Annotated in this window: 27 protein-coding genes; 10 read left to right on the forward strand and 17 right to left on the reverse strand. The window is 65.9% G+C overall.

Annotation, left to right across the window (positions count from 1 at the left end):
• The first annotated feature begins 31 nt into the window (after positions 1 to 31).
• Both ACT2BZ_RS04500 and ACT2BZ_RS04505 read left to right on the forward strand, forming a co-directional pair.
• Positions 32 to 715: a LolA family protein gene (locus tag ACT2BZ_RS04500; RefSeq protein WP_457939604.1), complete on the forward strand. Its 684-nt coding sequence runs from the start codon at positions 32 to 34 to the stop codon at positions 713 to 715.
• A gap of 135 nt (positions 716 to 850) precedes the next feature.
• The gene (locus ACT2BZ_RS04505; RefSeq protein ID WP_457939606.1) at positions 851 to 1,657 is read left to right on the forward strand and encodes an exodeoxyribonuclease III; all 807 of its coding nucleotides are present in this window, start codon (positions 851 to 853) and stop codon (positions 1,655 to 1,657) included.
• On the opposite strand, the gene ACT2BZ_RS04510 is transcribed toward ACT2BZ_RS04505, so the two are convergent.
• A complete protein-coding gene (locus tag ACT2BZ_RS04510; RefSeq protein ID WP_457939608.1) occupies positions 1,658 to 2,113 on the reverse strand; it encodes a cyclic nucleotide-binding domain-containing protein in 456 nt (151 codons plus the stop codon). It abuts the gene before it with no gap.
• A 62-nt stretch (positions 2,114 to 2,175) separates the two neighbouring features.
• Complete coding sequence (locus tag ACT2BZ_RS04515) at positions 2,176 to 2,859, reverse strand: response regulator transcription factor (protein WP_457939610.1); 684 nt, start codon at positions 2,857 to 2,859, stop codon at positions 2,176 to 2,178.
• A 105-nt stretch (positions 2,860 to 2,964) separates the two neighbouring features.
• On the opposite strand from ACT2BZ_RS04515, the gene ACT2BZ_RS04520 reads away from it, so the two are divergent.
• Entirely contained in the window at positions 2,965 to 3,546 is a 582-nt protein-coding gene (locus tag ACT2BZ_RS04520; RefSeq protein WP_457939612.1) for a L,D-transpeptidase family protein, read from the forward strand.
• Positions 3,547 to 3,563: 17 nt separating this feature from the next.
• Here ACT2BZ_RS04520 and ACT2BZ_RS04525 read toward each other — a convergent pair whose 3' ends face one another.
• The 5 genes from ACT2BZ_RS04525 to tsaD are packed head-to-tail and all read right to left on the reverse strand — an operon-like array spanning position 3,564 to position 7,064.
• Positions 3,564 to 4,268, reverse strand: a complete 705-nt coding sequence (locus tag ACT2BZ_RS04525) for a class I SAM-dependent methyltransferase (protein WP_457939614.1) — start codon at positions 4,266 to 4,268, stop codon at positions 3,564 to 3,566.
• Positions 4,223 to 4,648: an EVE domain-containing protein gene (locus tag ACT2BZ_RS04530; RefSeq protein WP_457939616.1), complete on the reverse strand. Its 426-nt coding sequence runs from the start codon at positions 4,646 to 4,648 to the stop codon at positions 4,223 to 4,225. Before ACT2BZ_RS04530 ends, ACT2BZ_RS04525 begins: the two co-directional genes overlap by 46 nt.
• A gap of 22 nt (positions 4,649 to 4,670) precedes the next feature.
• Complete coding sequence (locus ACT2BZ_RS04535; protein ID WP_457939618.1) at positions 4,671 to 4,967, reverse strand: YciI-like protein; 297 nt, start codon at positions 4,965 to 4,967, stop codon at positions 4,671 to 4,673.
• Between the two features lie 25 nt (positions 4,968 to 4,992).
• Complete coding sequence (locus tag ACT2BZ_RS04540; RefSeq protein ID WP_457939620.1) at positions 4,993 to 5,979, reverse strand: NAD(P)H-dependent glycerol-3-phosphate dehydrogenase; 987 nt, start codon at positions 5,977 to 5,979, stop codon at positions 4,993 to 4,995.
• Positions 5,976 to 7,064: a tRNA (adenosine(37)-N6)-threonylcarbamoyltransferase complex transferase subunit TsaD gene (tsaD, locus tag ACT2BZ_RS04545; protein ID WP_457941222.1), complete on the reverse strand. Its 1,089-nt coding sequence runs from the start codon at positions 7,062 to 7,064 to the stop codon at positions 5,976 to 5,978. The genes ACT2BZ_RS04540 and tsaD overlap by 4 nt, the downstream gene beginning before the upstream one ends.
• Positions 7,065 to 7,212: 148 nt before the next feature.
• Here tsaD and hemC point away from each other — a divergent pair, with 148 nt between their 5' ends.
• The 6 genes from hemC (at position 7,213) to ACT2BZ_RS04575 (ending at position 13,400) form a co-directional block, all read left to right on the forward strand.
• The gene (gene hemC, locus ACT2BZ_RS04550; protein ID WP_457939621.1) at positions 7,213 to 8,142 is read left to right on the forward strand and encodes a hydroxymethylbilane synthase; all 930 of its coding nucleotides are present in this window, start codon (positions 7,213 to 7,215) and stop codon (positions 8,140 to 8,142) included.
• Positions 8,129 to 8,866: a uroporphyrinogen-III synthase gene (locus tag ACT2BZ_RS04555; protein ID WP_457939623.1), complete on the forward strand. Its 738-nt coding sequence runs from the start codon at positions 8,129 to 8,131 to the stop codon at positions 8,864 to 8,866. Before hemC ends, ACT2BZ_RS04555 begins: the two co-directional genes overlap by 14 nt.
• A gap of 92 nt (positions 8,867 to 8,958) precedes the next feature.
• Complete coding sequence (locus ACT2BZ_RS04560; RefSeq protein ID WP_457939625.1) at positions 8,959 to 10,428, forward strand: COG4223 family protein; 1,470 nt, start codon at positions 8,959 to 8,961, stop codon at positions 10,426 to 10,428.
• Positions 10,429 to 10,438: 10 nt separating this feature from the next.
• Entirely contained in the window at positions 10,439 to 12,151 is a 1,713-nt protein-coding gene (locus ACT2BZ_RS04565) for a heme biosynthesis HemY N-terminal domain-containing protein (RefSeq protein WP_457939627.1), read from the forward strand.
• Positions 12,152 to 12,185: 34 nt separating this feature from the next.
• On the forward strand, positions 12,186 to 12,677 hold the full coding sequence (locus tag ACT2BZ_RS04570; RefSeq protein ID WP_457939629.1) for a tellurite resistance TerB family protein: 492 nt from the start codon (positions 12,186 to 12,188) through the stop codon (positions 12,675 to 12,677).
• A 6-nt stretch (positions 12,678 to 12,683) separates the two neighbouring features.
• Positions 12,684 to 13,400: a glutamine amidotransferase gene (locus ACT2BZ_RS04575; protein ID WP_457939631.1), complete on the forward strand. Its 717-nt coding sequence runs from the start codon at positions 12,684 to 12,686 to the stop codon at positions 13,398 to 13,400.
• A 1-nt stretch (position 13,401) separates the two neighbouring features.
• Here the strand turns inward: ACT2BZ_RS04575 and ACT2BZ_RS04580 are convergent, their stop codons facing one another.
• The 8 genes from ACT2BZ_RS04580 to ACT2BZ_RS04615 all read right to left on the reverse strand — a co-directional run bounded on the left by ACT2BZ_RS04580 (position 13,402) and on the right by ACT2BZ_RS04615 (position 22,846).
• Entirely contained in the window at positions 13,402 to 14,643 is a 1,242-nt protein-coding gene (locus tag ACT2BZ_RS04580) for an MFS transporter (protein ID WP_457939633.1), read from the reverse strand.
• 195 nt (positions 14,644 to 14,838) lie between these two features.
• Positions 14,839 to 15,246 carry a F0F1 ATP synthase subunit epsilon gene (locus ACT2BZ_RS04585; protein WP_457939635.1) on the reverse strand — a complete coding sequence of 136 codons (408 nt, stop codon included), beginning with the start codon at positions 15,244 to 15,246 and terminating at the stop codon, positions 14,839 to 14,841.
• Positions 15,247 to 15,314: 68 nt separating this feature from the next.
• Positions 15,315 to 16,877 carry a F0F1 ATP synthase subunit beta gene (gene atpD, locus ACT2BZ_RS04590; RefSeq protein WP_457939637.1) on the reverse strand — a complete coding sequence of 521 codons (1,563 nt, stop codon included), beginning with the start codon at positions 16,875 to 16,877 and terminating at the stop codon, positions 15,315 to 15,317.
• Between the two features lie 68 nt (positions 16,878 to 16,945).
• Positions 16,946 to 17,830, reverse strand: coding sequence for a F0F1 ATP synthase subunit gamma (locus ACT2BZ_RS04595; protein WP_457939639.1), 885 nt, complete (start codon positions 17,828 to 17,830; stop codon positions 16,946 to 16,948).
• A 16-nt stretch (positions 17,831 to 17,846) separates the two neighbouring features.
• The gene (gene atpA, locus ACT2BZ_RS04600) at positions 17,847 to 19,376 is read right to left on the reverse strand and encodes a F0F1 ATP synthase subunit alpha (RefSeq protein ID WP_457939640.1); all 1,530 of its coding nucleotides are present in this window, start codon (positions 19,374 to 19,376) and stop codon (positions 17,847 to 17,849) included.
• Positions 19,376 to 19,936, reverse strand: coding sequence for a F0F1 ATP synthase subunit delta (locus ACT2BZ_RS04605; protein ID WP_457939642.1), 561 nt, complete (start codon positions 19,934 to 19,936; stop codon positions 19,376 to 19,378). Before ACT2BZ_RS04605 ends, atpA begins: the two co-directional genes overlap by 1 nt.
• A 240-nt stretch (positions 19,937 to 20,176) precedes the next feature.
• A complete protein-coding gene (locus tag ACT2BZ_RS04610) occupies positions 20,177 to 20,569 on the reverse strand; it encodes an AGROH133_08824 family phage infection protein (protein WP_457939644.1) in 393 nt (130 codons plus the stop codon).
• Between the two features lie 93 nt (positions 20,570 to 20,662).
• Positions 20,663 to 22,846: a primosomal protein N' gene (locus tag ACT2BZ_RS04615; RefSeq protein ID WP_457939645.1), complete on the reverse strand. Its 2,184-nt coding sequence runs from the start codon at positions 22,844 to 22,846 to the stop codon at positions 20,663 to 20,665.
• An 87-nt stretch (positions 22,847 to 22,933) separates the two neighbouring features.
• Here ACT2BZ_RS04615 and fsa point away from each other — a divergent pair, with 87 nt between their 5' ends.
• Entirely contained in the window at positions 22,934 to 23,587 is a 654-nt protein-coding gene (fsa, locus tag ACT2BZ_RS04620; protein WP_457939647.1) for a fructose-6-phosphate aldolase, read from the forward strand.
• A 34-nt stretch (positions 23,588 to 23,621) separates the two neighbouring features.
• Here the strand turns inward: fsa and lptE are convergent, their stop codons facing one another.
• Together lptE and leuS are read right to left on the reverse strand one after the other, a co-directional pair.
• Positions 23,622 to 24,161 carry an LPS assembly lipoprotein LptE gene (gene lptE, locus ACT2BZ_RS04625; RefSeq protein ID WP_457939649.1) on the reverse strand — a complete coding sequence of 180 codons (540 nt, stop codon included), beginning with the start codon at positions 24,159 to 24,161 and terminating at the stop codon, positions 23,622 to 23,624.
• Between the two features lie 7 nt (positions 24,162 to 24,168).
• On the reverse strand, positions 24,169 to 26,796 hold the full coding sequence (gene leuS / locus ACT2BZ_RS04630) for a leucine--tRNA ligase (protein ID WP_457939650.1): 2,628 nt from the start codon (positions 26,794 to 26,796) through the stop codon (positions 24,169 to 24,171).
• Positions 26,797 to 26,852: the final 56 nt, after the last annotated feature.

The following is a 26,852-nucleotide window of genomic DNA, read 5'->3' on the forward strand; positions in this document are numbered from 1 at the left end:
CAAATACACGACACCACGAAAGCGACCCGGAATGAACAACCATATGCCCGCCCCGGCAATCGACACCCGTTTCTCGAGACGCGGCCTCCTCGGATTGGCCTCGGGCTGCCTGGCAGTCGCAACTCTGGCCCTTGCAGGCATGTCACCCGCCCAGGCCGCCTCCGACACTGCCCAGAAGATCGCCGACCATTTCTCCAGCGTCAAATCGATGACCGGCGAATTCGTCCAGTTCGGCCCGCGCGGCGAGCAGACCGGCGGCAAGTTCTTCCTGCAGCGTCCGGGCAAGGTGCGCTTCAACTACGAGGCGCCCTCGGCCTACGAGGTGATTTCCGACGGCAAGTCCGTCGCAATCGACAATTCAAAGCTCAACACCATGGACCTCTATCCGCTCTCCAAGACGCCGCTGAAGCTGCTCCTGGACACCCGGATCGACCTGTCCGGCTCCAAGGTGAAGAGCGTCAAGGAGGACGAGGACCTGACGACGATCCAGCTCTCCGACAGGTCCGTCTTCGGCAATTCGACCATCACCATGATGTTCGACCCCAAGTCCTACGAACTGCGCCAGTGGACCATCACCGACAATCAGGGCAAGGACACCACCATCATGATCTTCAACGTCAAGCAGGGCGTGTCGATCGACCCGAAGACGTTCAAGGTGGACTACGAGCGCAATCTCGAGCTGAATTCGCCGAGCCGCCGTCAGCGCGGCGGCTAGCCGCTGCCATCGCTCAGGAAGAGTGTTTAGCTGTTGATAGAAAGGGCCTGCCGCATCGCGGCAGGCCCTTCTGCTTGTTTCCCCGGCCCACGGCTGTCAATTTCCGGCCTCGATTCCCCGGCCCGACGGTTTCCCATGGCATTTTCGATCGCGACCTGGAACATCAACTCCGTGCGCCTGCGCATGCCGATCGTGGCGCGGCTTCTGGAGGAGCACGCTCCCGATGTGCTCTGTCTCCAGGAGACGAAATGCCCGGACGACCTCTTCCCGTCGAAGATGTTCGCCAAGCTCGGCTACGAGCATATCGCGATCCATGGCCAGAAGGGCTACCACGGCGTCGCCACCGTTTCGCGCCGGCCGCTCGAAATCGTCGAGCGCCGCAGGTTCTGCGAGAACCCCGATTCCCGGCACCTCTCGGTGCGTGTCTCGGCCGGCGGCAAGTCCATCCTGCTGCACAATTTCTATGTCCCGGCAGGCGGCGACGAGCCTGACCCCGAGATCAACCCGAAATTCCGCCACAAGCTCGATTTCGTCGCCGAGATGAACGCCATCCGCGCCGAATGCGACGACGAATCGGCCTGCGTTCTGGTCGGCGACCTGAACATCGCGCCGCTCGAGCACGATGTCTGGTCGCACAAGCAGCTTCTCAAGGTGGTCAGCCACACGCCTGTCGAGACCGAGAGCTTCGAGGCAATGCGTGTCGCCGGCAACTGGGTCGACCTGCTACGTCACAACGTGCCGCTCGACCAGAAGATCTACACGTGGTGGAGCTACCGTGCCCGCGACTGGGAAGTGGCCGACCGCGGGCGCCGCCTCGACCATGTCTGGTCGTCTTCGAACCTGGTCGACAGCCTGTCCGGCATCAAGATCCTGCGTGAGGCGCGCGGCTGGGACCGGCCTTCGGACCACGTCCCGGTGATCGCCACTTTCGATTTCGACTGATCAGGACTCGAAGCGCGGCCCGAGCTCTTCGATACGGCGGATCATGGCCTGCAGATCCTCGACGATGCGGGCGTGCAGGTCGCGCGCCGTTTCAGGGTATTCCTCGAGGATGCGCCGGAACATGCTGCGGCTGAGTCTCAGCACTTCCGCCTCGCCGGCGGCAGCCGCACTGGTCAGCCGGCGTGCATCGGCTATCAGCGCCATTTCGCCCAGCATCGAGCCGGGGCCTGCGGTACCCACCACCACGCGCTCGTCGTCATGCTCGCGATAGAGAATGATCTTCCCCGACAGGACGACATAGGCCGAATCGGCGTCGTCGTCCTCGCGGAAAAGTTTCCGGTCGGCTGGCAGTTGCATGCGCTCGGCGCCGAACGCAAGCAGCCGCAACTGATCCTGCGTCAGACCCTCGAAGAGCCTTACGCCGGACAGGATGCGGATGTGGTCATCCAGCGCCATTGTGTCCCCGAACCGTCAGTCTGGCGCTCCTCCTGCGATACAGCCCACCTCTCCGCAAAATCTCAGGGAACCAGCTTGTAGCCGCCGCTTTCTGTCACAAGAATTTCCGCATTGGAAGGATCGCGCTCGATCTTCTGGCGCAACCGGTAGACGTGCGTTTCCAGCGTGTGCGTCGTGACGCCCGAATTGTATCCCCATACTTCTTCGAGCAAGACGTCGCGCGTTACCACCTTCTGGTCGGCGCGATAGAGGTACTTGATGATCGACGCCTCCTTCTCGGTCAGCCGCACCTTGCCGCCGCGCTGGTCGATCAGCAGCTTCTGGCTCGGCTTGAACGTGTAGGGCCCGACAGAGAAAGTGGCGTCCTCGCTCTGCTCGTGCTGGCGCAGCTGCGCCCGGATACGGGCCAGCAGCACGGCGAAACGGAAAGGCTTGGTCACATAGTCGTTGGCGCCGGCTTCCAGGCCGAGGATCGTGTCGGAATCCGTGTCGTGCCCGGTCAGCATGATGATCGGCGCCTTGTATCCGCCCTTGCGCAGCAGCTTTACGGCTTCGCGCCCATCCATGTCGGGCAGTCCGACATCCATGATGAGGAGGTCGATCAGCCCGGCGCGCGCCGTGGCCACGCCCTTCGCCGCCGTCGGCTCCTGCAGCACGTCGAACTCCTCGTAGAGCGCCAGCTGCTCGACCAGTGTCGTGCGCAGGTCATCGTCGTCGTCGACGATCAGGATAGTGCGTGAAGTCATGTTTCAGTCCATTATCCTGAAATCAATTTGTTGGTCGGTAACTGGTCCTGGCCGGCGAAGCCGGATTTCATGGCCGGTTGAGGGCCGATCACAGTGGTTTATTTTATGGCGGGATCATACAAGAAAAAACGTTCTCGTAACGCTAATGGCCCAAAAAACAGGCATCGGCTTGCGCATCTGACGGTACGCGCGCGCGCCGGACATCCCACGCAGGGTCTGCTGGTCGCGGGCAATGCCGTGTTTCCATGCGCGCTTGGCCGCGGCGGCATCAGCGCCAACAAGCGCGAGGGCGACGGCGCCACGCCGCTCGGGCGCATGCGCCTGATCTCCGGCTATTTCCGCCGCGATCACGTCGCGGCCGGAAAGACCCGGCTGGCGATGAAGCCGATCGACGCCGCACTTGGCTGGTGCGAGGTGCCGGATGACCGCAACTACAACCGGCCTGTCCGCATACCCTATGGCGCAAGCCATGAAACCATGCGTCGCGCAGACCGGCTCTACGACTTCTGCCTCGTGCTCGACTGGAACATATCGACCCGCAAGCGCGGCCGCGGCAGCGCCATCTTCTTTCACCTCGCGCGGCCGGGTTTCACGCCGACCGAGGGCTGTATCGCGGTCACCGAGAAGGTCATGGCGCGATTGCTGCCATACCTGTCCGACCGCACCGTGCTGACAGTGACCCGCTAGCTGCCGGACGGCTTCGCTCAGCCGAAGCGCCAAACCGTCGTGCGCTTGACCTCGGCATCTTCGAGCACCCGCGACACCGGCACCTGGTACACGGCGAGCTCCGTCAGCCTGTGTTTCGGCAGATAGGAGCGGCCGGGATCACCAACGACGATTTCCGTGCCTCGCTCGCAAAGCGCCGAGAACCATGGCACCAACCGCTCGGCGAACGCTCGGTCGTAGAACACGTCGCCCGCCAGCATGACGTCGCTGTCGCAACTCTCGCCGATCAGGTCCCGACCCGTGAAGTCGACGTGGACGCCGTTCTCTTCCGCATTGATTCGCACCGCCTCGGCGCAGAATGGATCGACATCGGTCGCGACGACGTTCTTCGCTCCGGCCCTTACCGCGGCGATCGCCACCAGGCCGGAGCCGGTCGCGAAATCGATCACGCTGCGACCGGCAACGAGATCCGGATTGTCGAGCACGTAACGCGCCAGCCCCTGCCCGCCCGCCCAGGCAAAGGCCCAGAACGGAGGCGGCAGGCCGATCTCGGCGAGCTCCTCTTCGGTCCGATGCCACAGATCATGCGCCTCGTCGGCGAGATGCAGGCGGATCTCCGGTACATGCGGCGGCGTCATCACCGCCGTGTTGTCGAGGATGAAGCGCCGCGCGCTGTCGGCCGTGAAGCGGCTGTTGCTCAGGGTGCCGGGTCGAGCCCGCCCATGCGGCAGACTTCCTTCCACTCGTCCGGCGTCACCGGCTGCACCGAGAGTCGGGAGTTCACCACCAGCACCATCTTGGCGAGCTTCGGATTGGCCTTGATCTCGTCAAGCGTCGGCGGGTTGGGCACGTCCTTCACGGCGCGGATGTCGACGCATTCCCAGCGCTCGTCCTCGGTCGTCGTGTCATGGTGCGCAAGCGCGCAGACTTCGGCGATGCCGACGACGTTGAGCCCCTCGTTGGAATGATAGTAGAAGCCCAGGTCGCCGACCTGCATGGCGCGCATGTTGTTGCGCGCCTGGTAGTTGCGCACGCCGTCCCACTGCGTTCCGGCCTTGCCCTTCTTCATCAGCTCGTCGAAGGAAAACACCGAAGGCTCGGACTTGAACAGCCAGTAATTCATCCTGCTCGCTCCTGCGGTGCCGTCACGCGTTAGCCGGGTTGTTGAAGGTCCAGGTCCACGGCCTGACGTCGACGCTGGCGAACAACCCTGCCTTGGCGTAAGGGTCCGCAGCACTGATCGCGGCGGCCGCCGCGGCGTCCTCGGCCTCGACGACGACCAGACTGCCGTTCGGCTTGCCTTCGGCATCGAGGAAGGGCCCGGCGAACTTCAGTGTCCCGGCCTCGTTCAGCTTCGTCAGGAACGCCACGTGCTCGGGACGGGTGTCCATGCGCACCTGCAGGCTACCGGGCTTGTCATTGCAGACAAAGGCAAACAGCATTGAAATCTCTCCTCGGGTTTCTGGACTAGTCGGATTCGCTCTTGAGCGGACGTGACATCAGCGCGGAAACGGCGTCGCTGATGTTCATTTCGCCAGCCAGGATGGCGGCAACGGCCGAAATGATCGGCGCATCGATGCCGCGCTCGCGGGCAATGCGGGCAGCTATCGCCGCCGTCGCCACGCCCTCGGCAAGCGGCAGACCCGCAAGGTTCTCGCCTCGGCCCATGGCGAGACCATAGGCAAAATTGCGCGACTGTGTTGAGGAGCAGGTGAGCAGAAGGTCGCCGAGGCCGGACAGGCCCATCAGCGTTTCCGGCTCAGCCCCGAAAGCCTGGCCCATGCGCCTGAGCTCGACGAAGCCGCGCGTTACCATCGCGGCCTGTGCGCTGGCGCCGAGCCCGGCCCCCACCACCGCGCCTGCGGCAAGCGCGAAGACGTTCTTCAGCGCCCCGCCTATCTCGACACCGACGAGATCGCCGGTCGAATAGCAACGGAACCGCTCCGTCGAGAAGCGCTGCGCCAGTCCTGCGGCGAGCGCTGTGTCGCGTGCCCCTATCACCACAGCGGTCGGCAGGCCCTTGGCAACGTCGGCGGCAAAGCTCGGGCCGGACAATGCTCCGACAGGGTTGCCCGGCAGCAGCGTCTCGGCGATCTCCGACAGCAGCAGTCCGCTGTCATGCTCGATGCCCTTGGCGCACAGAACCACCGGCACGCCGGGCGCGATCTTCCCCACCATGGCCTCGAGCGTCGTGCGCGCCACCTGTGCCGGCGTCACCGCAAGCACGCAATCGGCGCCTTCGAGCGCCGTCGCCAGGTCCATCGTGGCCTCGATGCCTTTGTCGACGCTGATACCCGGCAAATAGCGCGGATTGGCGCCCTCTCCGATCGCCGCGACCGCGTCCGCGTCGCGCGCCCAAAGCCGCACGGCGTGGCCGGCCCGCACCATCTGCATCGCGAGCGCCGTTCCCCAGGCGCCGCCGCCGAGCACCGCGACCGCGAAGGCCCCGCTCATGCCTTGGCTCCCCGCCGGCCGAAACCGATCACCGGCTGCGATACCTCGTCGAGTGGCCAGCGCGAGCGCGGAACGAATCCGGCGGCGTCTTCCTGTGTCAGCCCGGCCCGCATGCGTTCGATGCCGGCCCAGGCGATCATCGCGGCATTGTCGGTACAGAGTTCGTGCGGAGGCGCGATGAAGCGGAAGCCGCTTTCGGCGCACTGCGCCTCGAGCGCTGCCCGCACCTTGCGGTTCGCCGCCACGCCGCCGGCGACCACGAGCGCGGGCAACGCAACGTCCGGAAATTCCTCGCGGAACCGCGCAAGGCTGCGTGCCACCCTGTCGGCCAGCGCGTCGGACACCGCCGCCTGGAACGAGGCGCAGATATCGGCGACATCCTGCCCCGACAGGGGTGCGATCGCAGTCGCCGTCTGCCGCACCGCCGTCTTCAGGCCCGAAAACGAGAAATCGGGCTGCGCCGAGCCCTTCATCGGCCGCGGAAAGGCAAAGCGCGTGGCATCGCCCTTCCTGGCTTCTTTTTCGACGTTGGGTCCGCCGGGATAGGCAAGCCCCAGCATCTTGGCCGTCTTGTCGAAAGCTTCGCCCAGCGCATCGTCGATCGTCGTCGCCCAGCGCTGGTAGTCGCCGACGCCGCGCACAAGCACGATCTGCGTATGGCCACCCGAGACCAGCAGCAACAGGTAGGGAAAGTCGAGCCCGTCGGTCAGCCGCGCCGTCAGCGCGTGGCCCTCGAGATGGTTGATCGCCATCAGTGGCTTGTCCGCCGCCGCCGCGATGGCCTTTGCCGTCATCAGTCCGACGATCAGCCCGCCGACGAGGCCGGGACCTGCAGTCACCGCCACCGCATCGACCTCCGAAAGTTCCAAGCCCGCGTCGGCAAGTGCCGCCTCGACGATGCCGTCGAGGGATTCGACATGCGCCCGCGCCGCGATCTCCGGCACCACCCCGCCGAAGGCGGCATGTTCCTCGATCTGGCTGAGCACACTATTCGACAGGATGGTCGGCGCCGCGCCGGCGCGCCACGCAACGACGCTTGCAGCGGTCTCGTCGCAGCTCGTCTCGATGCCGAGAACGCGGATCATGTCGTCGCGCGGTTCCATGATATCCGGCCCGTTTTTCCTGCAGGGTCCGGCATGATCTTCCCGAAAACCGGTTTCCACTTTTCGGGATCATGCGTTAGGAGGTTGCGGGCAAAGCCCCGTTCGACCGGGGGTTATCACGGACCGAGCCATGCAAACAACCGTGTTGAAGATTGGAACGCGCGGCAGCCCGCTTGCCCTGGCGCAGGCGAGCGAGACGCGCGCCCGTCTCATGGCCGCGCACGGCCTGCCGGAAGCGGCCTTCGCCATCGAGGTGATCACGACCAGCGGCGACCGCATCCAGGACCGTCCGCTGTCGGAAGCCGGCGGCAAGGGCCTCTTCACCAAGGAGATAGAGGAAGCGCTGTTCGACGGCCGCATCGACATCGCCGTCCACTCGTCCAAGGACATGCCCACGCTGCTCCCCGACGGGCTCGAACTGTCCGCATTCCTGGAGCGCGAGGACCCCCGCGACGCCTTCATCGGCAAGGCCGCGGCGTCGATCCGGGCCCTCCCCCAGGGTGCCACCGTCGGATCCTCGTCGCTCCGCCGCCAGGCGCTCATCCTGCGCATGCGGCCCGATCTCAAGGTGGTGATGTTTCGCGGCAACGTGCAGACCCGCCTGCGCAAGCTCGAGGAAGGCGTCGCCGACGGCACCATCCTGGCGCTCGCCGGGCTGAAGCGCCTCGGCCAACCGGAGATCGCCACCGACGTGATGGCGCTCGACATGTTCCCCCCGGCGCCCGGCCAAGGTGCGATCTGCATCGAAAGCCGCATCGGCGACGGGCGTGCCCGCGACATGGTCGCCGCGATCGACCACGAGCCGACCGGACAGGCGCTGGCCTGCGAGCGTGCCTTCCTCGCCGCGCTCGACGGTTCCTGCCGCATGCCGCTGGCCGGCCATGCCGCCATCGAAGGCGCTGGCATTTCCTTCAAGGGCTCGGTCCTGTCGCCGGACGGCCGCGAGTGCTACGAGGCTGCCGCGGCAGGCTCCGTCGAGGACGCGGTCGCCATCGGTCGGTCAGCGGCCGCCGAAATACGCACCAAGGCGGGGCCGCAATTCTTCGATGCCTGGCACTGAGCCTCCCCGCATCCTCGTAACCAGGCCCGAGACCGGCGCCTCGGCCACGGCCCGGCGCCTTGAGGCCTGCGGCTTCGTGCCGCTCCTCCTGCCGCTGTCGCGCATCGAGGCGCTGCCGGTCGAGGCGTCTGGCATCCCGGCCGATGTCGCCGCAGTCGCCGTCACCAGCGCCAACGCCTTTCGTCATCTTTCCCGCGACGTCGTCACAGCGCTTGCGGATCACCCCTGCTTCTGCGTCGGCGACGCGACCGCCGAAGCGGCGCGATCCGCTGGCTTCGGCCGCGTCATTGCCGGACCGGGCGACGCAGGCGCGCTCGCAGCCACCATTGCACAAGCCGGAATTTCAGGCTCCCTGCTCTACCTGGCCGGGCGCCTGCGCCGGTCCGACCTCGAGGAATCGCTTGCCGCCGCCGGCATCGCCGTCACCGCCCTCGACGCCTACGATACCCTTCCCCTGCGGCATCCTGTCAGCACGGTCACAGCCCTGCTCGGCCAGCAACCGGTCGATGCGGCGCTGGTCTATTCCTCCGTCGCTGCGGCGGCATTGGCCGATCTGACCTCAGACCCCGCCCTTGCAGAACGCTTTGAACGCACTAGGTTTTTCTGCATGTCGAGGCGCATCGCAGGCGTTCTCGGCAATGCCGGGCGCCATGCGACATCATGGGCGGCGGAGCCGACGGAAGAGGCACTGCTGGCTCTTCTGTGCCGCGCCATGAAGTACTAGCCATCAGGCTGCCCCTTTTCACGGGGCAGGGGTATGGTAGGGATTGTCCGGCATACGTCTCGAACCCACATCGTCACCCGCGGAGGCCGCTTATGGTCAAGACCCCCAGGACCCGGCATTCCAAGACCAAGCGAGAGCCGGTCACCATCGAGCTCGAGCCTGGTTCTGTGTCGCGCGTATCTGGACACGGTGATTCCGCGGCCACGAAGCCGGCTGCGCAAACCTCTGAGGCCAAGGCCGGAAGCACCGACAAGCCGGCGTCCGAGACCAGGTCTTCGCCCTCCGCGACGGCAGCATCTGCAGCCTCGTCATCGGCGTCGGCAGGTTCTACGCCGAAGGAACCGGCGTCGGTCAAGGACGACAAGGCAACTGCCTCGGCCGCAGACAAGCCGGACACCGATGGCAGCGCAAAGCGCCCCGCCAGCGAAAGCGCCTCCGCCTATGGCCGCGGCCCGACCGGACCGGGACCCACGTCGGCAAGGCCCGCCCCGGCCGACCGGCCCAAGCCATCGCGCACACCCGTTTTCGCAGCCGGCATCGTCGGCGGCGTGGTTGCACTGGCTGCCGCCGGGTTGCTGCAATATGCCGGCGTTCTCGGAACGCCCGCGCAGATGGCGAGCCCGGCCCCGGAATCCGGCCAGGTCGAAGCTGACATAGCCGCGCTGAAATCCGAGCTTGCCGCTCTGAAAGACAATCCCGGCGCCGCGCCGGGTGCTGATCCCGCCAAGGTCGACGCGCTTTCTGCCGCCCTCGATCAGGTCCGCAGCGATGTCGGCGCGCTCCAGAAGGCCGTCGAATCCGGCGAGGCTGGCGACAGTGCCGGCCTCGACGCGCTTGGATCCCGCATCGGCGAGATCGAGACGAAGGTCTCGGCGCTTGCAGAGAATGCAGGCGGGGCTGCTTCGGCAGACATTGACGCCATCAGGCAGCAGATCGCCGGCGTCGAGGCGCTAGCCAAATCGGCAGGCGAGGCCAATTCCGGCTTCGACGGCCGGCTCGGCGCCATCGAGCAGAGCCTTCAGAATCTCGCCGACAAGGTCGAAGCGCAGTCCGGCCAGCCCAAGGTCGCGCTCGCCATTGCTTCTGCGGCCCTGAAATCGGCCGTCGAGCGCGGCACGCCGTTCCAGTCCGAGATCGAGACATTCGCCGCGATCGCACCCGATGCTCCAGGCATCGCCGAACTGCGCACCTATGCCGAGAATGGCGTCGCGACCCGTGCAGACATTCTCGCCGGCACCGATGCCGCAGCGAACGCGATGATTGCTGCTGCCGCCCCGCCGAAACAGGATGCAGGCTTCTTCGAGCGCTTGCTCACCAGCGCCGAGTCGCTCGTCACCGTGCGCCCCATCGGCGCCGTCGAGGGTGCCGGCGTGCCGGAGACCGTTGCGCGCATGGAGGTTGCCATCCAGGCCGGCGACCTGGAGCAGGCGCTGGCCGAATACGCCGCCCTGCCGGAAGCCTCGCAGGCTGCCGGCGCCTCCTTCGCCGACACGATCAGGGCCCGCATGGAGGTCGAGAAACTCGTCGACCAGGCCGTTGCGGCGGCGATGAAGGCCGAGTGAGGAAGCAGACATGATCCGTATCCTCATCTTCCTCATCTTCGTGCTTGCGCTCGCTGCGGGCTTCGCCTGGCTGGCCGACCGTCCCGGCGACATGCTCGTCACCTTCGGGGGCTACCAGTACCGCGTCACCCTGATGGTCGCGGCCGTCGCCGTCACGGCGGTTGTCGCCGCGGTGATGATCACCTGGTGGCTGGTCAAGTCCATCTGGAACAGCCCCTACACGATTGCCCGCTACTTCCGCGTCCGCCAGCGCGATCGCGGCTACCAGGCGCTGTCGACCGGCATGATCGCCGCTGGTGCCGGAGACGCGACCCTTGCGCGCAAGATGAACAAGCAGGCGGCAAAGCTCATCCGCTCCGACACCGAGCCGCTCATCAACCTGCTCGACGCCCAGGCCTCCCTGCTGGAGGGCGACCACGAGGCGGCGCGCGAAAAATTCGAGCGCATGCTCGACGACCCGGAAATGCGCCTGCTTGGCCTGCGCGGCCTCTACCTCGAGGCCGAGCGCCTCGGTGACCGCACGGCGGCGCAACACTACGCCGCCCGCGCCGCCGACGTCGCGCCGCAGCTCGCATGGGCTTCCGAATCGACGCTCGAGGAAAAGACCGCGCGTGGCGACTGGGACGGCGCTCTGAGGCTCGTCGACGCCCAGGCTTCGACCGGCCAGATTGCGCGCGATGCCGCAAACAGGCGCCGTTCGGTGTTGCTGACGGCCAAGGCCGAGGACCTTCTGGACAGCGATCCGGCAGCGGCCCGCTCGGCCGCCATCGAGGCCAATCGCCTCTCGCCCGATTTCGTGCCGGCAGCCATTGCGGCGGCGCGGGCTCTGTTCAAGCAGGAAGATACCCGCCGCGGCGCCAAGATCCTCGAGGCGGCCTGGAAAGCCGAGCCGCATCCGGAGATCGCCGACCTCTACACCCATGCGCGGCACGGCGATGCCGTCCACGACCGCCTGAAGCGCGCCCGCAAGCTCCAGTCGCTGAAGCAGAACAACATCGAATCCTCGCTCGCCGTCGCGCGTGCGGCCATCGATGCGCACGAGCTGAAGGAAGCGCGCGAGGCCGCCGAGGCAGCCATCCGCATCCAGCCGCGCGAGGGCGCCTACCTGCTGCTAGCCGACATCGAGGAACTCGAAACAGGCGACCAGGGACGCGTCCGCCAGCTTCTGTCGAAGGCCGTTCGCGCTCCGCGTGATCCCGCCTGGGTGGCCGACGGCTACGTCGCAGAAAAATGGGCGCCGGTTTCGCCGGTCACCGGCAAGCTCGACGCCTTCGAATGGCGGGTTCCGGTCGAGCGCATCGGCCAGTTGATCGAACAGGACGACGCCGACGCTCAGGCCATGCGGCCTTCGCTCGCGCCGCCGCCTGCCGCGCCGCCGGCCGAGGATGTCGCGGAAGCCGAGGTCATTGATACGAAAGTACCGACGCCGGAGCCGAAGAAGCCTGCGCCTGAAACAAGGAAGCCCTCAGCGGAGCCGGTGGCGGCCGAGGAAGCGAAGAAGCCGCTTCCCGAGCCCGAGCCGAAGAAGTCGGAAGAGCCAGCCCCGGCTACGGGCAAGCCTGCGCCGGCTGTTGCCGACGCTCCGGCGAAGACCGCTGCCAACGATGCCGACGATGCGGGCCCCGAGGAACCGCTTGCCGAGGTCGTCCGCTTGCCCGACGATCCGGGCGTCGACCCGGACGAGGACCAGGACAAGTCTACGAGCCGCTTCCGTCTGTTCTGACGGTCCTGCGCCAATCGCCCATCCGAGGAATACCATGTTCGATCGTGTCGTCGCCTTTCTGAAGAAACTGCCGGCAGGCAGCTCCGATGGAGAAAACTCCCCCGACAAGGACGACCCGCGCGTCGCCGCGGCGGCCCTGATGTACCATGTCATGGATGCCGACGGTGTGCGCCATGACGTCGAGTGGGAGCGCATGAAGAAGCTCCTGACTGAAACCTACGGCGTCACCGGCGAGGCGCTGGACAGGCTCGTTGCCGCCGGTGGCGAGGCTGACGAGGATGCCGTCGACCTCTACACCTTCACCAGCGTTTTGAAGCGGCACCTCGACCCCGAGGCGCGCGTCGAGTTCATCGGCGTGATGTGGGAGATCGTCTTCGCCGACGGCGAACTGCATGAACTTGAAGACAACATCGTCTGGCGCGTCGCCGAACTCATCGGTGTCGATCGCCGGGACCGCGTTCTGGAGCGCCAGAAGGCCCAGCGCGATGCGCCGGATGCGCCCGACGCGCCATCGGGAGACGACTGAACACCCATGCCTGGACGGGAAGCGCAGCGGCCGAAGGTACTGGTCGTATTGCATCAAGAGAGTTCGAGCGCTGGCCGCGTCGGCCATGTCCTGCTGGAAAGCGGCTTCGATCTGGATATCCGGCGCCCCCCGCTCGGTGACCACTTGCCAGACACCCTGGAAGACCATGCCGGCGCCGTCGTCTTCGGCGGGCCTATGAGCGCCAATGACGACGAAGACTTCGTCCGCCGCGAGACGGACTGGCTGAAGGTCCCTCTCGCCGAGGATCGTCCCCTGCTTGGCATCTGCCTTGGCGCGCAGATGCTGGTCAACCATCTCGGCGGCAAGGTCGAGGGCCACGAGAAGGGCCTGGTCGAGATTGGCTGGTACCCGATCCGCCCCACCGAGGAGGGAAAGGCGCTGATGCGTTGGCCCGAGATGGTCTACCAGTTCCACCGCGAGGGCTTCTCGCTGCCCAAGGATGCCACGCTGCTGGCCTCGGCCGAAACCTACCCCAACCAGGCCTTCCGTTATGGCAAGAATGCCTGGGGCATCCAGTTCCACGCAGAACTCACCCAGATGATGATGCAGCGTTGGGTCGTGCACGGTGCGCATCGCTTCGAGCTGCCCGGTGCCCAGCCCGGGCGCGACCACCTCGGCGGCCGCCTGATCTGGGACATGCATCTGAAGCGCTGGCTTCACGAGTTCCTGGAAACGATCTTCGGCCAGCCGGCCAGGGGCTAGGTCAGCCGCGCCCCTGCAGGTGCCTGATGCGCCGGAGTTCCGGAAACAGGTAGGCCCAGAGCCCGGCCACTGCGACCGCCCCGACGCCGCCGAAAACCACAGCCGGAACCGTCCCGATCAGCGCCGCCATCGTGCCGGCGCGGAATTCGCCGAGTTCGTTGGAAGCCCCGACGAAGACCATGTTCACCGCGTTGACACGGCCGCGCACGTCGTCCGGCGTCCACAACTGGATGAGCGTCTCGCGCACATAGACGCTGATCATGTCCGCCGCTCCAAGCAGCGCAAGCGCTGCGATCGACAGCCACGGCGTAGTCGAGATGCCGAACACCACCGTCAGCAGGCCGAACAGCGCCACGAAGCCGAACATCAGCTTGCCCGCATGGTCGCGCATCGGGTGTCCGGCCAGCCACACCGCGACCATGATGGCGCCGACGCCCGGGGCGGCGCGCAGCAGCCCGAGACCCCAGGGCCCGAGTTCGAGGATGTCGCGCGCATAGACCGGCAGCAGCGCCACCGCACCGGACAGGAGCACGGCGAAGAGGTCGAGGGAGATGGCGCCGAGCACCACCTTCTCGCCCATGATGTACCGAATCCCGGCAAACAGAGCTTCCAGCGTCGGCTTGTTGGTCTGGCTGCGCTGTGTCGGCCGCGGAATGGCAAAGACGAGTGTCGCCCCCGCAGCCATCAGGACGGCCGCCGAGCCATAGGCGATCTCCGGCGACAGGCCGTAGAGCAGGCCGCCGGCCACGGGGCCGACGATCGTCGCCGTCTGCCATGCCGACGAGTTCCAGGCGACCGCGTTGGCGAAGATTGGCGGCGGCACGAGATTGGCTACCAGCGAGGCAGAGGCAGGTCCGAAGAAGGCGCGCGCTACGCCGAAGACCCCGAGCACCATGAATATGGGTCCCGGACCGGCCAGCCCGTGCCAGGTGAGCAGGAGAAGTGCCAATGCACAGAAGGCCTCCACCACAGAGGCCAGTCCCATGATCAGGCGGCGGCCGAAACGGTCGGCCACGGCCCCGGTGACGAGCACCAGCAGGAGTGCCGGCAGGAACTGGATGATCCCGACCAGGCCGAGATCGAGCGGGTCGCGCGTCAGGTCGTAGATCTGCCACCCGACCGCCACCGAGACTATCTGTGTCGCAAAGGTCGCCAGGAAGCGCGCCAGCCAGAAGTTCAGAAAGGGCCGATGGCCGAAGGCGGCGAAGCGGCTGATTTCTGGTTCCGACGGTTCGCTGGTCATGTCCGGCATTCGCGATGAACTGTGCCGGTGGTGTCATCCGGCAAGGTCACTTAGCGCAGTTTCTCGCCGCTGGCGTGCAATTTTGGCCCGCTGGTCCAATCGTTCCGCGAGAGTGCTGGCATTTAGCCGGGCCAATACGCAAAAAAGCCGGACCCTGCGGCCCGGCTCGGTTCGTCGTCTGCTGCCGGCGCTGCCTCAGGCTGGCAGTATCGCGCCTTCCAGCGTGGTCAACTGGTGCAGGAACTGTTCGGCCTTGGTGCGCGAATGATCGTCATGCGCTTCATCGGCATCCTTGCGCGCCTGCTCGATGCGCTTGGCGATATCGGCGCGGTCGATGTCCTTCTCGAGCACCGCCGATTCGGCAAGCAGGGTGCAGCCGGTCGGCAGCACGTCGGCAAAGCCGCCGAACACGACGTAGCGCTCCGTTGCGCCGGCCACCGTCTTCACGGTTACGACGCCGGGCTTCACCGTCGTCATCACCGGCGCGTGGTCGGCCATCACCGTCATCTCGCCTTCGGCGCCCGGGATGACCACGGACTCGACCTGTTCCGAGACCAGCAGGCGCTCGGGCGATACGAGTTCGAATTGGAAAGCTTCAGCCATCGTTTCTCACATGCGCTTTGGGGTCGATGCGGGCGGTCACGCCGCCCGCATTTCTGGTAAGTATCGGCTTACGCAGCTTCCGCCGCGAGCTTCTGTGCCTTGGCAATGGCCATGTCGATGCCGCCGACCATATAGAAGGCAGCTTCCGGCAGGTGATCGTACTCGCCTTCGACCAGGCCCTTGAAGCTCTTGATCGTGTCTTCGAGCGGCACCAGCTGGCCCGGCGAGCCGGTGAACACCTCTGCCACGAAGAAGGGCTGCGACAGGAAGCGCTCGACCTTGCGGGCGCGCGCCACGGTCACCTTGTCCTCTTCCGACAGCTCGTCCATGCCGAGAATGGCAATGATGTCCTGCAGCGACTTGTAGCGCTGCAGGATTTCCTGCACGCGACGGGCAACCTGGTAGTGCTCCTCGCCGACGATCATCGGGTCGAGCATGCGCGAGGTCGAGTCGAGCGGATCGACGGCCGGGTAGATGCCCTTTTCCGAGATCGCGCGGTTGAGAACGGTCGTCGCATCAAGATGCGCGAACGAGGCCGCGGGCGCCGGGTCGGTCAAGTCGTCGGCGGGCACGTAGATGGCCTGCACCGAGGTGATCGAGCCCTTGTGGGTCGAGGTGATGCGCTCCTGCATCTGGCCCATGTCGGTGGCCAGAGTCGGCTGGTAGCCCACGGCCGAGGGAATACGGCCGAGCAGAGCCGACACTTCCGAGCCGGCCTGCGTGAAGCGGAAGATGTTGTCGACGAAGAACAGAACGTCCTGGCCCTGATCGCGGAAATGCTCGGCGATCGTCAGGCCCGACAGCGCGACACGCGCGCGCGCGCCGGGCGGCTCGTTCATCTGGCCGAACACCAGCGCGCACTTCGAACCTTCGGTCGAACCGCCATGCTCGTGCGGATCCTTGTTCACGCCCGACTCGATCATCTCGTGATAGAGGTCGTTGCCCTCGCGGGTGCGCTCGCCGACGCCGGCGAACACCGAGTAGCCGCCATGCGCCTTCGCGACGTTGTTGATCAGTTCCTGGATCAGCACGGTCTTGCCGACGCCGGCGCCGCCGAACAGGCCGATCTTGCCGCCGCGAGCGTAAGGAGCCAGCAGGTCGACGACCTTGATGCCGGTGACGAGAATCTGTGCTTCCGTCGACTGGTCGACATAGGCCGGCGCATCCTGGTGGATGGCGCGACGGCTCTTGGTCACGACCGGGCCGGCTTCATCGACCGGCTCGCCGATGACGTTCATGATGCGGCCGAGCGTCTCGTCGCCCACCGGAACGGTGATCGGCGAACCCGTATCGTAGACGTCCTGTCCGCGAACCAGGCCTTCCGTCGTGTCCATGGCGATGCAGCGGACCGAGTTCTCGCCGAGGTGCTGGGCAACCTCGAGGATCAGGCGGTTGGTGCCGTTCATCGTCTCGAGCGCGTTCAGGATCTTCGGCAGGTCGCTGTCGAAATCCACGTCGACGACAGCGCCGATGACCTGGGCCACGCGGCCGGCCTGGCCCTTGGCCTGCAGCTTCGCGACGGGCGCCTTGATCGAGGCGCTCTTCGTCGCGGCAGCCTTGGCCGGAGCGGCTTTCTGCGCGGCCGGAGCCTTCGTTGCTGCAGCCTTCGCAGGTGCGGCCTTCTTTGCCACGGGGGCTTTCTTGGCTGCCGGGGCCGCCTTTGGGGTAGCTGCTTTCGCCATTTTTCTTGCCTCTTGCCTTAGAGCGCTTCCGCGCCCGAAATGATTTCGATCAGTTCCTTGGTAATCTGCGCCTGGCGCTGCCTGTTGTAGGTGATCGTCAGCTTGTTGATCATGTCACCGGCATTGCGTGTCGCATTGTCCATTGCGCTCATCTTCGCGCCCATCTCGCCGGCCGCGTTTTCGAGCAGCGCCCGGAACACCTGGACAGAGATGTTGCGCGGGATCAGGTCCGACAGGATCTCGCCTGGCTCGGGCTCGTATTCGTAGACCGCGTTGGCGCCGTTGACCGCGTCCTTGGCCTCGCCTTCCACCGCTGCCGGGATGATCTGCTGCGCCGTCGGCACCTGGCTGATCACCGACTTGAACTCGGAGTAGAACAGCGTGCAGACGTCGAAGCCGCCCTCGTTGAACAGCGCGATGATCTTCTTGGCGATCGCATCGGCATGAACGAAGCCGAGCTTCTTGGCCTCGCGCAGGTCGACGCGCTCGATGATCTGCGAAGCGAAGTCGCGGCGAAGGATATCAAAGCCCTTCTTGCCGACGCAGATGATCTTGACCGTCTTTCCCTGGCCCTGAAGCTTGCGGATGTGGTCGCGCGCAAAGCGGGCGATCTGGCTGTTGAAGCCGCCGCACAGGCCACGCTCGGCCGTGCAGACCACCAGCAGGTGCGTGTCGTCCTTGCCGGTGCCGGTCATCAGCGCCGGCGCATCGCCGCCGCCGCCGACCGCATCGGCGATGTTGGCGAGCACGGTGCCCATCCGCTGCGAATAGGGCCGGGCCGCCTCGGCAGCTTCCTGCGCACGGCGCAGCTTCGCCGCGGCGACCATCTGCATCGCCTTGGTGATCTTCTGCGTCGCCTTGACCGAGGCGATACGGTTGCGGAGGTCTTTTAGAGAGGCCATGCCCTGTCCGTCACTCTCAGGCGAAGTTCTTCGCGAAGGCGTCGATATGGGCCTTCAGCTTGTCGCGAAGATCGTCGCTCAGCGCCTTTTCCTTGCGGATGGCTTCCAGCACGTCCTTGCCGTCCGAGCGCATGTGGGCCAGCAGGCCCTGCTCGAACTTGCTGATCTGGTTCAGCGCCAGCTTGTCGAGGTAGCCGTTCACGCCGGCGAAGATCACCGCGACCTGCTCCTCGGTCTTCAGCGGCGAGAACTGCGGCTGCTTCAGGAGTTCGGTCAGGCGTGCGCCGCGGTTGAGCAGGCGCTGCGTCGCAGCGTCGAGATCCGAGCCGAACTGTGCGAAGGCCGCCATCTCGCGGTACTGCGCGAGCTCGCCCTTGATCGAGCCGGCGACCTGCTTCATCGCCTTGATCTGGGCGGCCGAGCCGACGCGTGACACCGAGAGGCCGACGTTCACGGCAGGGCGGATACCCTGGAAGAACAGCGTCGTCTCGAGGAAGATCTGGCCGTCGGTGATCGAGATCACGTTGGTCGGAATGTAGGCCGACACGTCGTTGGCCTGCGTCTCGATGACCGGCAACGCGGTCAGCGAACCGCTGCCATTGTCCTTGTTGAGCTTGGCAGCGCGTTCCAGCAGGCGCGAGTGCAGGTAGAAGACGTCGCCCGGATAGGCTTCGCGGCCCGGCGGGCGGCGCAGCAGCAGCGACACCTGGCGATAGGCGACGGCCTGCTTCGACAGATCGTCGTAGCTGATCAGCGCATGCATGCCGTTGTCGCGGAAATATTCGCCCATGGCGCAGCCCGAGAACGGCGCCAGGAACTGCATCGGCGCCGCGTCGGAGGCGGTGGCGGCGATGATGATCGAGTATTCGAGCGCACCGCGCTCCTCGAGAACCTTCACGAACTGCGCGACGGTCGAGCGCTTCTGGCCGACGGCGACGTAGACGCAGTAGAGCTTCTCGGCCTCGGGACCGTTGTCGTGCACCGACTTCTGGTTGAGGATCGTGTCGAGAATGATCGCGGTCTTGCCGGTCTGACGGTCACCGATGACCAGCTCGCGCTGGCCGCGGCCGACCGGGATGAGCGCATCGATGGCCTTCAGGCCGGTCGACATCGGCTCATGCACCGACTGGCGCGGGATGATGCCGGGCGCCTTGACGTCGACGCGGCGACGTTCGGTCGCCTTGATCGGGCCCTTGCCGTCGATCGGGTTGCCGAGAGCGTCGACCACGCGGCCGAGCAGGCCGGGACCGACCGGCACGTCGACGATGGCGCCGGTACGCTTGACGACGTCGCCTTCCTTGATGTCGCGGTCGGCGCCGAAGATGACGACGCCCACATTGTCGCTTTCAAGGTTGAGTGCCATGCCGCGAATGCCGCCGGGGAACTCGACCATCTCGCCGGCCTGGACGTTGTCGAGGCCGTAGACGCGGGCGATACCGTCGCCTACCGACAGCACCTGGCCGACTTCGGAGACCTCGGCCTCCTTGCCGAAATTCTTGATCTGGTCTTTGAGAATTGCGGAAATTTCCGCGGCGCGGATGTCCATCAGCCGACCTCTTTCAGTGCAAGCTTGAGCGAATTGAGTTTGGTTTTGAGTGACGTGTCGATCTGGCGCGAACCGATCTTGACGACCAGCCCGCCGAGCAGCGACGGATCGACCGTCGCCGAGATCACGACGTCCTTGCCGGTCACGCCTTTCAGCGCGGCCGATAGTTCGGATTGCTGCGCGCCGGTCAGCGGGTGTGCTGAAACGACGTCTGCGGCGACCTCGCCGCGCTGTTCTGCGGCAATGTTGCGGAAGGCCTTGATCATCGCGGGGATGACGAAGAGGCGGCGGTTCTTGGCCACGACGCGCAGGAAATTGCCGACGAGGCCCTTGATGCCGGCCTTGTCGGCGATGGCCACGATGGCCTTGTACTGCTCGTCGGCCGAAAACACCGGGCTCTTGATCATCCGGCTGAGATCGTCACTGCCGTTCAGCAGTTCCTCGAAGCGTCCGAGGTCGCCCTCGACCTTGGCCACCGACTTGGACTGCAGCGCGAGATCGAAAAGCGAACCCGCGTAGCGATCTGCGATGCTTGAGATTGGCGAGCTGGACTTTGCCACTGATCGTCTTTTCTCTTCTCTGGCCGGCCGCGATTTACACACCGCCAGCCCGACGAGCTGGCTAAATCATTGGCCTCACTGGAATTTCTCGACTTCGAGCGTACGTAGTCCGCACCCCCCTGCCGAAAGTCGATTGCCGTCTAGCACAGGCCTTTGGAGACCGCAACACGTTGGCTGGAAGGCATTTCCGGCACTATTGTCGCACTGCCCTTTGGCATGGCGCAAGCGCCGCACGAATCACTACAGGAAACCAAAGGCATACCCGAGTGGCAGGGCTGCGAGCACCGCCTCGATGGCAAGCGAAACCCAATTGTAGAGTGTGTTTCCGCGGTCCGACATCATCGACACGATGCGGCCGAATGCCGTCAGCAGCCAGGACGCGCCGAGCGCCAGGTAAAGCAGCGGCTGGGCAAGCAGGATGCAGCAGAGCCCGACTCCGAGATAGAAGCCCGACATGGTGCCGCGCGCCTCGGCCACGGCCTCCGGATGCTCCGGCGTCGTCTGCAGCCTGAGCAGCCTGAAGGAAAGGCCCGGCGCAAAAAGCAGGATGATGCCGAACAGCACCGTCACGGCCGCGCTGCCCCAGGCAAGCCATTCCCCCTGCGCCGTCGGCCAGGGAAGCACAAAATCCATGTCCGCCCCCAATCTCTCTCTGCCCGTAGGCATCCCCATCCTACCGCGCGGCAGGCAGGACGCCAAATGCAAATCGGCGCCGTGCCCTCCCGCTCAGAGAAAACTCTGCGGATCAATATCCACCGACACCCGCACCGAGCCCCGCGCCCGCGGCCCCTTTTCCAGCATCTCGCGTACGAAGCCCTGCATGTCCGAGCGCCTTTCGCCCTGCACGAGCAACCGGAAGCGGTGGCGTCCGGCAAGCAGCGACAGCGGCGCCTCGGCCGGCCCGAGGACGTGGATGTCGGCGGCGCGCGGCGCCGATCGCCGCAGCGCCCGCGCATGCCCTTCCGCCTCGGCGCGCGTCACCGCGCTGACAATGATGCCGGCCAGCCGGCCGAAGGGCGGCAGCCCGGATTTCTCGCGCTCGGCGATCTCTCTCTCGTAGAAGGCCTCCGCGTCGCCCGAAACGATTGCCCGCATCACCGGGTGGTCGGGCTGGAAGGTCTGCAGCAGGCCCAGGCTCTTGCGGCCGGTTCGCCCGGCCCGCCCCGTCACCTGCGACAGCAGTTGGAAAGTCCGTTCGGCGGCACGCGGGTCGCCATTGGCGAGCCCCAGGTCCGCATCGACGATGCCGACCAGCGTCATGTTCGGAAAATTGTGCCCCTTGGCGACCAACTGCGTGCCGATGACGATGTCGGCCTCGCCCTTGGCGATTGCCTCGAGTTCCAGCCGCATCCGCCGCACCCCGCCCATGATGTCGGATGAAAGCACGATGGTGCGGGCGTCGGGAAAGTCGGCGACCACTTCTTCGGCGATCCGCTCGATGCCCGGACCGCAGGCGACAAGATGGTCGAGCGTACCGCATTCCGGGCAGGCGTCGGGCCGCTTTTCGTTATGCCCGCAGTGATGGCAGATCAGCTGGCCGCGGAAGCGGTGTTCGACCAGCCAGCTCGAGCAGTCGGGACACTGAAAGCGGTGGCCGCAGACGCGGCAGAGCGTCAGCGGCGCATAGCCTCGCCGGTTGAGAAACAGCAGCGATTGCTCGCCCCGCTCCAGCGTCTTGCCGATCTCGGAGACCAGCACCGGCGACAGGAACTTGCCGCGCGCCGGCGGGTTGCGCCGCATGTCGATTGCCCTGAGATCCGGCATTGCCGCCTCGGCGAAACGGCCGGGAAGCTTGGCCAGCGCATAGCGGCCCTGCATCGCGTTGACCCGGCTCTCGATCGACGGCGTCGCCGAGGCGAGCACGACGGGGAACCCGCTGATATGGCCGCGCACCACCGCCATGTCGCGCGCATTGTAGGAGACGCGGTCCTCCTGCTTGTAGGCAGGGTCGTGCTCCTCGTCGACGACGATCAATCCAAGCTTGTTGAAGGGCAGGAACAGCGCCGAGCGCGCGCCGGCGACCACCCTCACTGTGCCCTCCGCCACCTGCCGCCAGACGCGCTCGCGCATCCGCGGCGCGAGATCGGAATGCCACTCCGCGGGCTTCGCCCCGAATCGGTCCTGGAAACGCTCGAGAAAGGCGTGCGTCAGCGCGATCTCGGGCAGCAGGATGAGCACCTGGAAATCCTTCTCCAGCGCCGCCGCCACCGCTTCGAAATAGACCTCCGTCTTGCCCGACCCGGTAACGCCGTCGATCAGCGTAACCGACGCGCCGCCGGCAAGCGCCGACTGCCGCAGCATCAGGGCGACGCTTTCCTGGTCGGGCGACAGGTCGGGCGCCGCGAAGCCCGCCTCAGGCGCTGCGACGACCGGGCGCGGCGGGATCATCACCGTTTCAAACACGCCCTGCGCCCTCAGCCCGTCGATCACCGTCGACGACACGCCGGCGGCGTGGGCGAGCCCCGGGCGCGTCCAGGCGAAGCCGTCGTTCGACGCTTCCAGCACCCGGTTGCGCGCTGCCGTCATACGGTCCGGCTCGCTGCCCGTACGCTTCAGCCCCTCCGTCCAGGGCTCCGGGTCGAAGGCCGCCGGTGCGCGCAGCAGCATCTTCGCCACCATGCCCGGCGGCGACAGCGTATAGGCCGACACCCAGTCGACGAAGCGCCGCATGTCGCGGTCGATCGGCGGACAGTCGAAGGCTTCGGAGATCGGTCTGAGCTTCTTGGGATCGACGGCGTCGGCAGCGCTGTCCCAGACCACGCCCGCCACCTCGCGCGGGCCGAGCGGCACCCTGACGATCGATCCGGGCACCACTGTCATGCCGTCGGGCACGGCATATGTATAGGGCCGCGGGGCCGGCATCGGCACCAGCACGGGGGCGGCTTTCGCGTATGGCGAATCGTCTCTCATGGTACGTGACCTTGCCCGTCGTTTCGGTTAGAGCAAGGGCCAGCGCGAAGCATCCCCGCGAGCGAGACACTTGATAAGGAGACGGCCATGAAGTTTTTCGTCGATACTGCAGACGTGAAAGAGATTCGCGAGCTCAATGATCTGGGCCTTCTCGATGGCGTCACCACCAACCCGTCCCTCATCCTGAAGTCCGGCGGCAAGATCGACGAGGTCACCAGGCAGATCTGCGAGATCGTCAAGGGTCCGGTCTCCGCCGAGGTCACCGCGACCGAGTATTCCGAGATGATGCAGCAGGCCAAGGTGCTGGCCAAGATCGCCGACAATGTCTGCATCAAGGTGCCGCTAACGCTCGACGGGCTCAAGGCCTGCAAGGCGATCCGTTCGGAAGGCCGGCTGGTCAACGTCACGCTGTGCTTCTCGGCCAACCAGGCATTGCTGGCCGCCAAGGCTGGCGCCACCTTCATCTCGCCCTTCGTCGGCCGCATCGACGACATCGGCATCGACGGCATGGAGCTGATCGAGGAGATCAAGACCATCTACGACAACTACGCCTTCGAGACCGAGATCCTGGTCGCCTCCGTGCGCACCGTCAATCACGTCAAGCAGGCAGCGCTCATCGGCGCCGACGTCGTCACCGCGCCGCCGGCAACGCTGAAGGCGCTGGTCAAGCATCCGCTCACCGACAAGGGTCTCGACCAGTTCCTGGCTGACTGGGCCAAGACCGGCCAGTCGATCGGCTGATTCCGTAAAGTAGCGCTTCGGGATCCCCGAAGCGCTAGCCGGCCCGGCCGGTCAGTTCCTGCGCCAGCACCAGCTTCAGCAGTTCTGCCAGTTCTCGCGCTGCCCGGTTCTCGGCGTCGCGCTCGGCGCGCAGCGCCGCGAACTCCTGGCGGGGAACGTCGTAGGACGACGTGATCTGCCGGCGGCCGGTCGCGGCCACATCGCCCGTCGCGTTCTCGGTCAGCACGTAGTTTGCCGTCAGCGTCACCGTGCCGGCTGTCGGCTCATTCTCACGCGCCCGCTGCACGACTGCGGCCGAACGATCGACCGACGTCACCCGCAACGCCAGCGAATAGCGCGCGTCGACGGGCTGGCCGCTGCCGCCGTTGAGCAGGAAGATCAGGTGGTTGCGCAGTTCCTGCCCGTAGCGCGTCTCGACCGGCTTGATCGATATCGACTGCAGTTCGGCGGTCACACCGGTCGCCACGCCGCCCGAAGACGGGTTGTAGTAGAGCGGCTGCACAGTACAGGCGGCAACAAGGGGAATCGCCGAAAGCACGGCTGCGATTGTCAGGTGGCGCAGCTTCCCGCGCATGGATTTCTCAGGCGACGACATTGACGATCCTCTGCGGCACGACAATCACCTTGCGTGGCGGCTTTCCCTCGAGCGCCTTCTGCACGAAATCCAGCTGGAGCGCGGCTCTCTCGATCGTACCTTGATCCGCGTCGCGGGCGATTGTCAAATCTCCCCGCTTCTTGCCGTTGATCTGCACCGGCAGGGTGATTTCGCTGTCCACGGTCAGTGCCGGGTCGAAGCTTGGCCATGGCCGGTCGGCGATCATCCCCTCACCGCCCAGCGCGGCGTAGGATTCCTCGGCCAGATGCGGCATCATCGGCGCGATCAGCCCGACCAGCATATCGAAGGCCTGGCGCACCGCGCCCAGCATTTCCGGACTTGCCTTGCCTTCCACCACCTCGGCCAATGGCACCTGCAGCGCATTGGTCAGCTCGTAGATTCTCGCCACCGCCCGGTTGAAGCCCAGCCGCGAAATGTCCTCTCCGACGGCCTTGACCGCCCGGTGCGCCGCCTTGGAAACCGCGCCCGCGGATCCCTCGCTCGCCGCCTGCGGCTGAATGCCCGCCAGCGCCGGCGCGGCTTCCGAGACCATCCGCCAGACGCGCTGCACGAATCGGTGCGCGCCCTCGACGCCGGCCTCGGTCCAGATCACGTCGCGCTCCGGCGGCGAATCCGACAGCATGAACCAGCGCGCCGTGTCGGCGCCGTAGCTTCCGATGATATCGTCGGGATCGACGACATTCTTCTTCGACTTCGACATCTTCTCGATCGCGCCGATCTCGACCGGCGTGCCGTTGGACAGCAGGCTGGCGGCGCGCTTGCCGTCGGCGTCCTCGATCTTCACCTCGGCCGGCGTGACCCAGCCGGTCGGGCCCTTGTAGGTCTCGTGTACCACCATGCCCTGGGTGAACATGCCCTCGAAGGGCTCCTTCAGCGTGTTCAGGTGGCCGGTCGCCTGCATCGCGCGCGTGAAGAAGCGCGAATAGAGCAGGTGCAGGATCGCATGCTCGATGCCGCCGATATACTGGTTCACCGGCAGCCAGCCATTCTTGCCGTCGACGCAGGCGAGCGTCGTCGGCGCCACTTCGTTCCACGGGTCGGTAAAGCGCGCGAAATACCACGACGAATCGACGAACGTATCCATCGTGTCGGTGTCGCGCCTGGCCTGCTTGCCGCAGCTCGGGCAGTCGGCATGCTTCCACGTCGGGTGGTGGTCGAGCGGATTGCCCGGTCTGTCGAAGGTCACGTCGTTGGGCAGCACCACCGGCAGCTGGTCGTCCGGCACCGGCACCGCGCCGCAATCGTCGCAGTGGATCACCGGTATGGGGCAGCCCCAGTAGCGCTGGCGCGAGATCAGCCAGTCGCGCAGTCGGAACTGCACCTTGCGCTCGCCCTGTGGTCGGTCGCCGATGGTCACCCCCGACAGCCGCGTTGCCACTTCATCGAAGGCCGCGTCGGGGGTCATCCCGTCGAGAAAGCGTGAATTGATCATCGCCCCGTCGTCGACGAAGGCCTCCTCGGTGATCTGGAACGTCTTCGCGTCGCCTCCCTCGGGCATCACCACGGGCACGACCGGCAGGCCGTACTTGTTCGCGAAGTCGAGGTCGCGCTGGTCATGAGCCGGGCAGCCGAAGATGGCGCCCGTGCCGTATTCCATCAGCACGAAGTTCGCGACATAGACCGGCAGCGTCCAGCTGGAATCGAACGGATGCACGACGCGCAAGCCCGTATCGAAGCCGCGCTTCTCGGCCGTCTCGATCTCGGCGGCCGAGGTGCCGCTGTGCCTGATGTCGTCGATGAACGCCTTCAGTTCCGGATTGCCGCTCGCCGCCTTCCTGGCCAGCGGATGGTCGGCGGCGATCGCCATGAACGAGGCGCCGAAGATCGTGTCGGGTCGGGTCGTGTAGACCTCGAGCTCGGAAGCGCCCTCGACAGCCTCGACCAGCGGCCAGCGGATCAGCAGGCCTTCCGACCTTCCGATCCAGTTCTGCTGCATGACGCGGACCTTCTCTGGCCACTTGTCGAGCGTTCCCAGGCTGTCCAGCAGGTCCTGCGACATCGACGTGATCTTGAAGAACCATTGCGTGAGGTCGCGCTGTTCCACCAAGGCGCCGGAGCGCCAGCCGCGTCCGTCGATCACCTGCTCGTTGGCGAGCACGGTCATGTCCTCGGGATCCCAGTTGACCTTGGCCGACTTGCGCTCGGCCAGCCCAGCCTTCCAGAAGTCGAGGAACATCTTCTGCTGGTGCTTGTAGTAGGTCGGGTCGCAGGTCGCGAACTCGCGCGCCCAGTCGAGCGACAGGCCCATCGTCTTCAGCTGGCCCTTCATCGTCGCGATGTTGGCGTAGGTCCACTCGCGGGGATTGACCTTGTTATCGCGCGCCGCGTTCTCGGCCGGCAGGCCGAAGGCGTCCCAGCCCATCGGGTGCAGCACGTTGTAGCCGAGCGCCCGGCGATGCCGCGCCACCACGTCGCCCATCGTGTAGTTGCGCACGTGGCCCATGTGGATGCGCCCCGACGGATAGGGGAACATCTCCAGCACGTAGTATTTCTCGCGCGGGTCGTCGTTCTTCGTCTCGAAGAGCCTGGCGGCGTCCCAGGCCTTCTGCCATTTGGGTTCCGTCGCACGCGGATTGTATCGTTCGGTTGCCATGACCGCTTTTTCACTTAAAAGACTGGGCGATGACCGGCGGATGTTGCTCCGGCGGT

Source organism: Mesorhizobium sp. 10J20-29 (assembly GCF_054130485.1).

Coding starts and splice junctions, on each gene's coding strand:
- ACT2BZ_RS04500 (WP_457939604.1), top strand. CDS start 32: ATGAACAACCATATGCCCGCCCCGGCAATCGACACCCGTTTCTCGAGA.
- ACT2BZ_RS04505 (WP_457939606.1), top strand. CDS start 851: ATGGCATTTTCGATCGCGACCTGGAACATCAACTCCGTGCGCCTGCGC.
- ACT2BZ_RS04510 (WP_457939608.1), bottom strand. CDS start 2,113: ATGGCGCTGGATGACCACATCCGCATCCTGTCCGGCGTAAGGCTCTTC.
- ACT2BZ_RS04515 (WP_457939610.1), bottom strand. CDS start 2,859: ATGACTTCACGCACTATCCTGATCGTCGACGACGACGATGACCTGCGC.
- ACT2BZ_RS04520 (WP_457939612.1), top strand. CDS start 2,965: ATGGCGGGATCATACAAGAAAAAACGTTCTCGTAACGCTAATGGCCCA.
- ACT2BZ_RS04530 (WP_457939616.1), bottom strand. CDS start 4,648: ATGAATTACTGGCTGTTCAAGTCCGAGCCTTCGGTGTTTTCCTTCGAC.
- ACT2BZ_RS04535 (WP_457939618.1), bottom strand. CDS start 4,967: ATGCTGTTTGCCTTTGTCTGCAATGACAAGCCCGGTAGCCTGCAGGTG.
- ACT2BZ_RS04540 (WP_457939620.1), bottom strand. CDS start 5,979: ATGAGCGGGGCCTTCGCGGTCGCGGTGCTCGGCGGCGGCGCCTGGGGA.
- tsaD (WP_457941222.1), bottom strand. CDS start 7,064: ATGATCCGCGTTCTCGGCATCGAGACGAGCTGCGACGAGACCGCTGCA.
- hemC (WP_457939621.1), top strand. CDS start 7,213: ATGCAAACAACCGTGTTGAAGATTGGAACGCGCGGCAGCCCGCTTGCC.
- ACT2BZ_RS04555 (WP_457939623.1), top strand. CDS start 8,129: ATGCCTGGCACTGAGCCTCCCCGCATCCTCGTAACCAGGCCCGAGACC.
- ACT2BZ_RS04560 (WP_457939625.1), top strand. CDS start 8,959: ATGGTCAAGACCCCCAGGACCCGGCATTCCAAGACCAAGCGAGAGCCG.
- ACT2BZ_RS04565 (WP_457939627.1), top strand. CDS start 10,439: ATGATCCGTATCCTCATCTTCCTCATCTTCGTGCTTGCGCTCGCTGCG.
- ACT2BZ_RS04570 (WP_457939629.1), top strand. CDS start 12,186: ATGTTCGATCGTGTCGTCGCCTTTCTGAAGAAACTGCCGGCAGGCAGC.
- ACT2BZ_RS04575 (WP_457939631.1), top strand. CDS start 12,684: ATGCCTGGACGGGAAGCGCAGCGGCCGAAGGTACTGGTCGTATTGCAT.
- ACT2BZ_RS04580 (WP_457939633.1), bottom strand. CDS start 14,643: ATGACCAGCGAACCGTCGGAACCAGAAATCAGCCGCTTCGCCGCCTTC.
- ACT2BZ_RS04585 (WP_457939635.1), bottom strand. CDS start 15,246: ATGGCTGAAGCTTTCCAATTCGAACTCGTATCGCCCGAGCGCCTGCTG.
- ACT2BZ_RS04595 (WP_457939639.1), bottom strand. CDS start 17,830: ATGGCCTCTCTAAAAGACCTCCGCAACCGTATCGCCTCGGTCAAGGCG.
- atpA (WP_457939640.1), bottom strand. CDS start 19,376: ATGGACATCCGCGCCGCGGAAATTTCCGCAATTCTCAAAGACCAGATC.
- ACT2BZ_RS04610 (WP_457939644.1), bottom strand. CDS start 20,569: ATGGATTTTGTGCTTCCCTGGCCGACGGCGCAGGGGGAATGGCTTGCC.
- ACT2BZ_RS04615 (WP_457939645.1), bottom strand. CDS start 22,846: ATGAGAGACGATTCGCCATACGCGAAAGCCGCCCCCGTGCTGGTGCCG.
- fsa (WP_457939647.1), top strand. CDS start 22,934: ATGAAGTTTTTCGTCGATACTGCAGACGTGAAAGAGATTCGCGAGCTC.
- lptE (WP_457939649.1), bottom strand. CDS start 24,161: ATGCGCGGGAAGCTGCGCCACCTGACAATCGCAGCCGTGCTTTCGGCG.
- leuS (WP_457939650.1), bottom strand. CDS start 26,796: ATGGCAACCGAACGATACAATCCGCGTGCGACGGAACCCAAATGGCAG.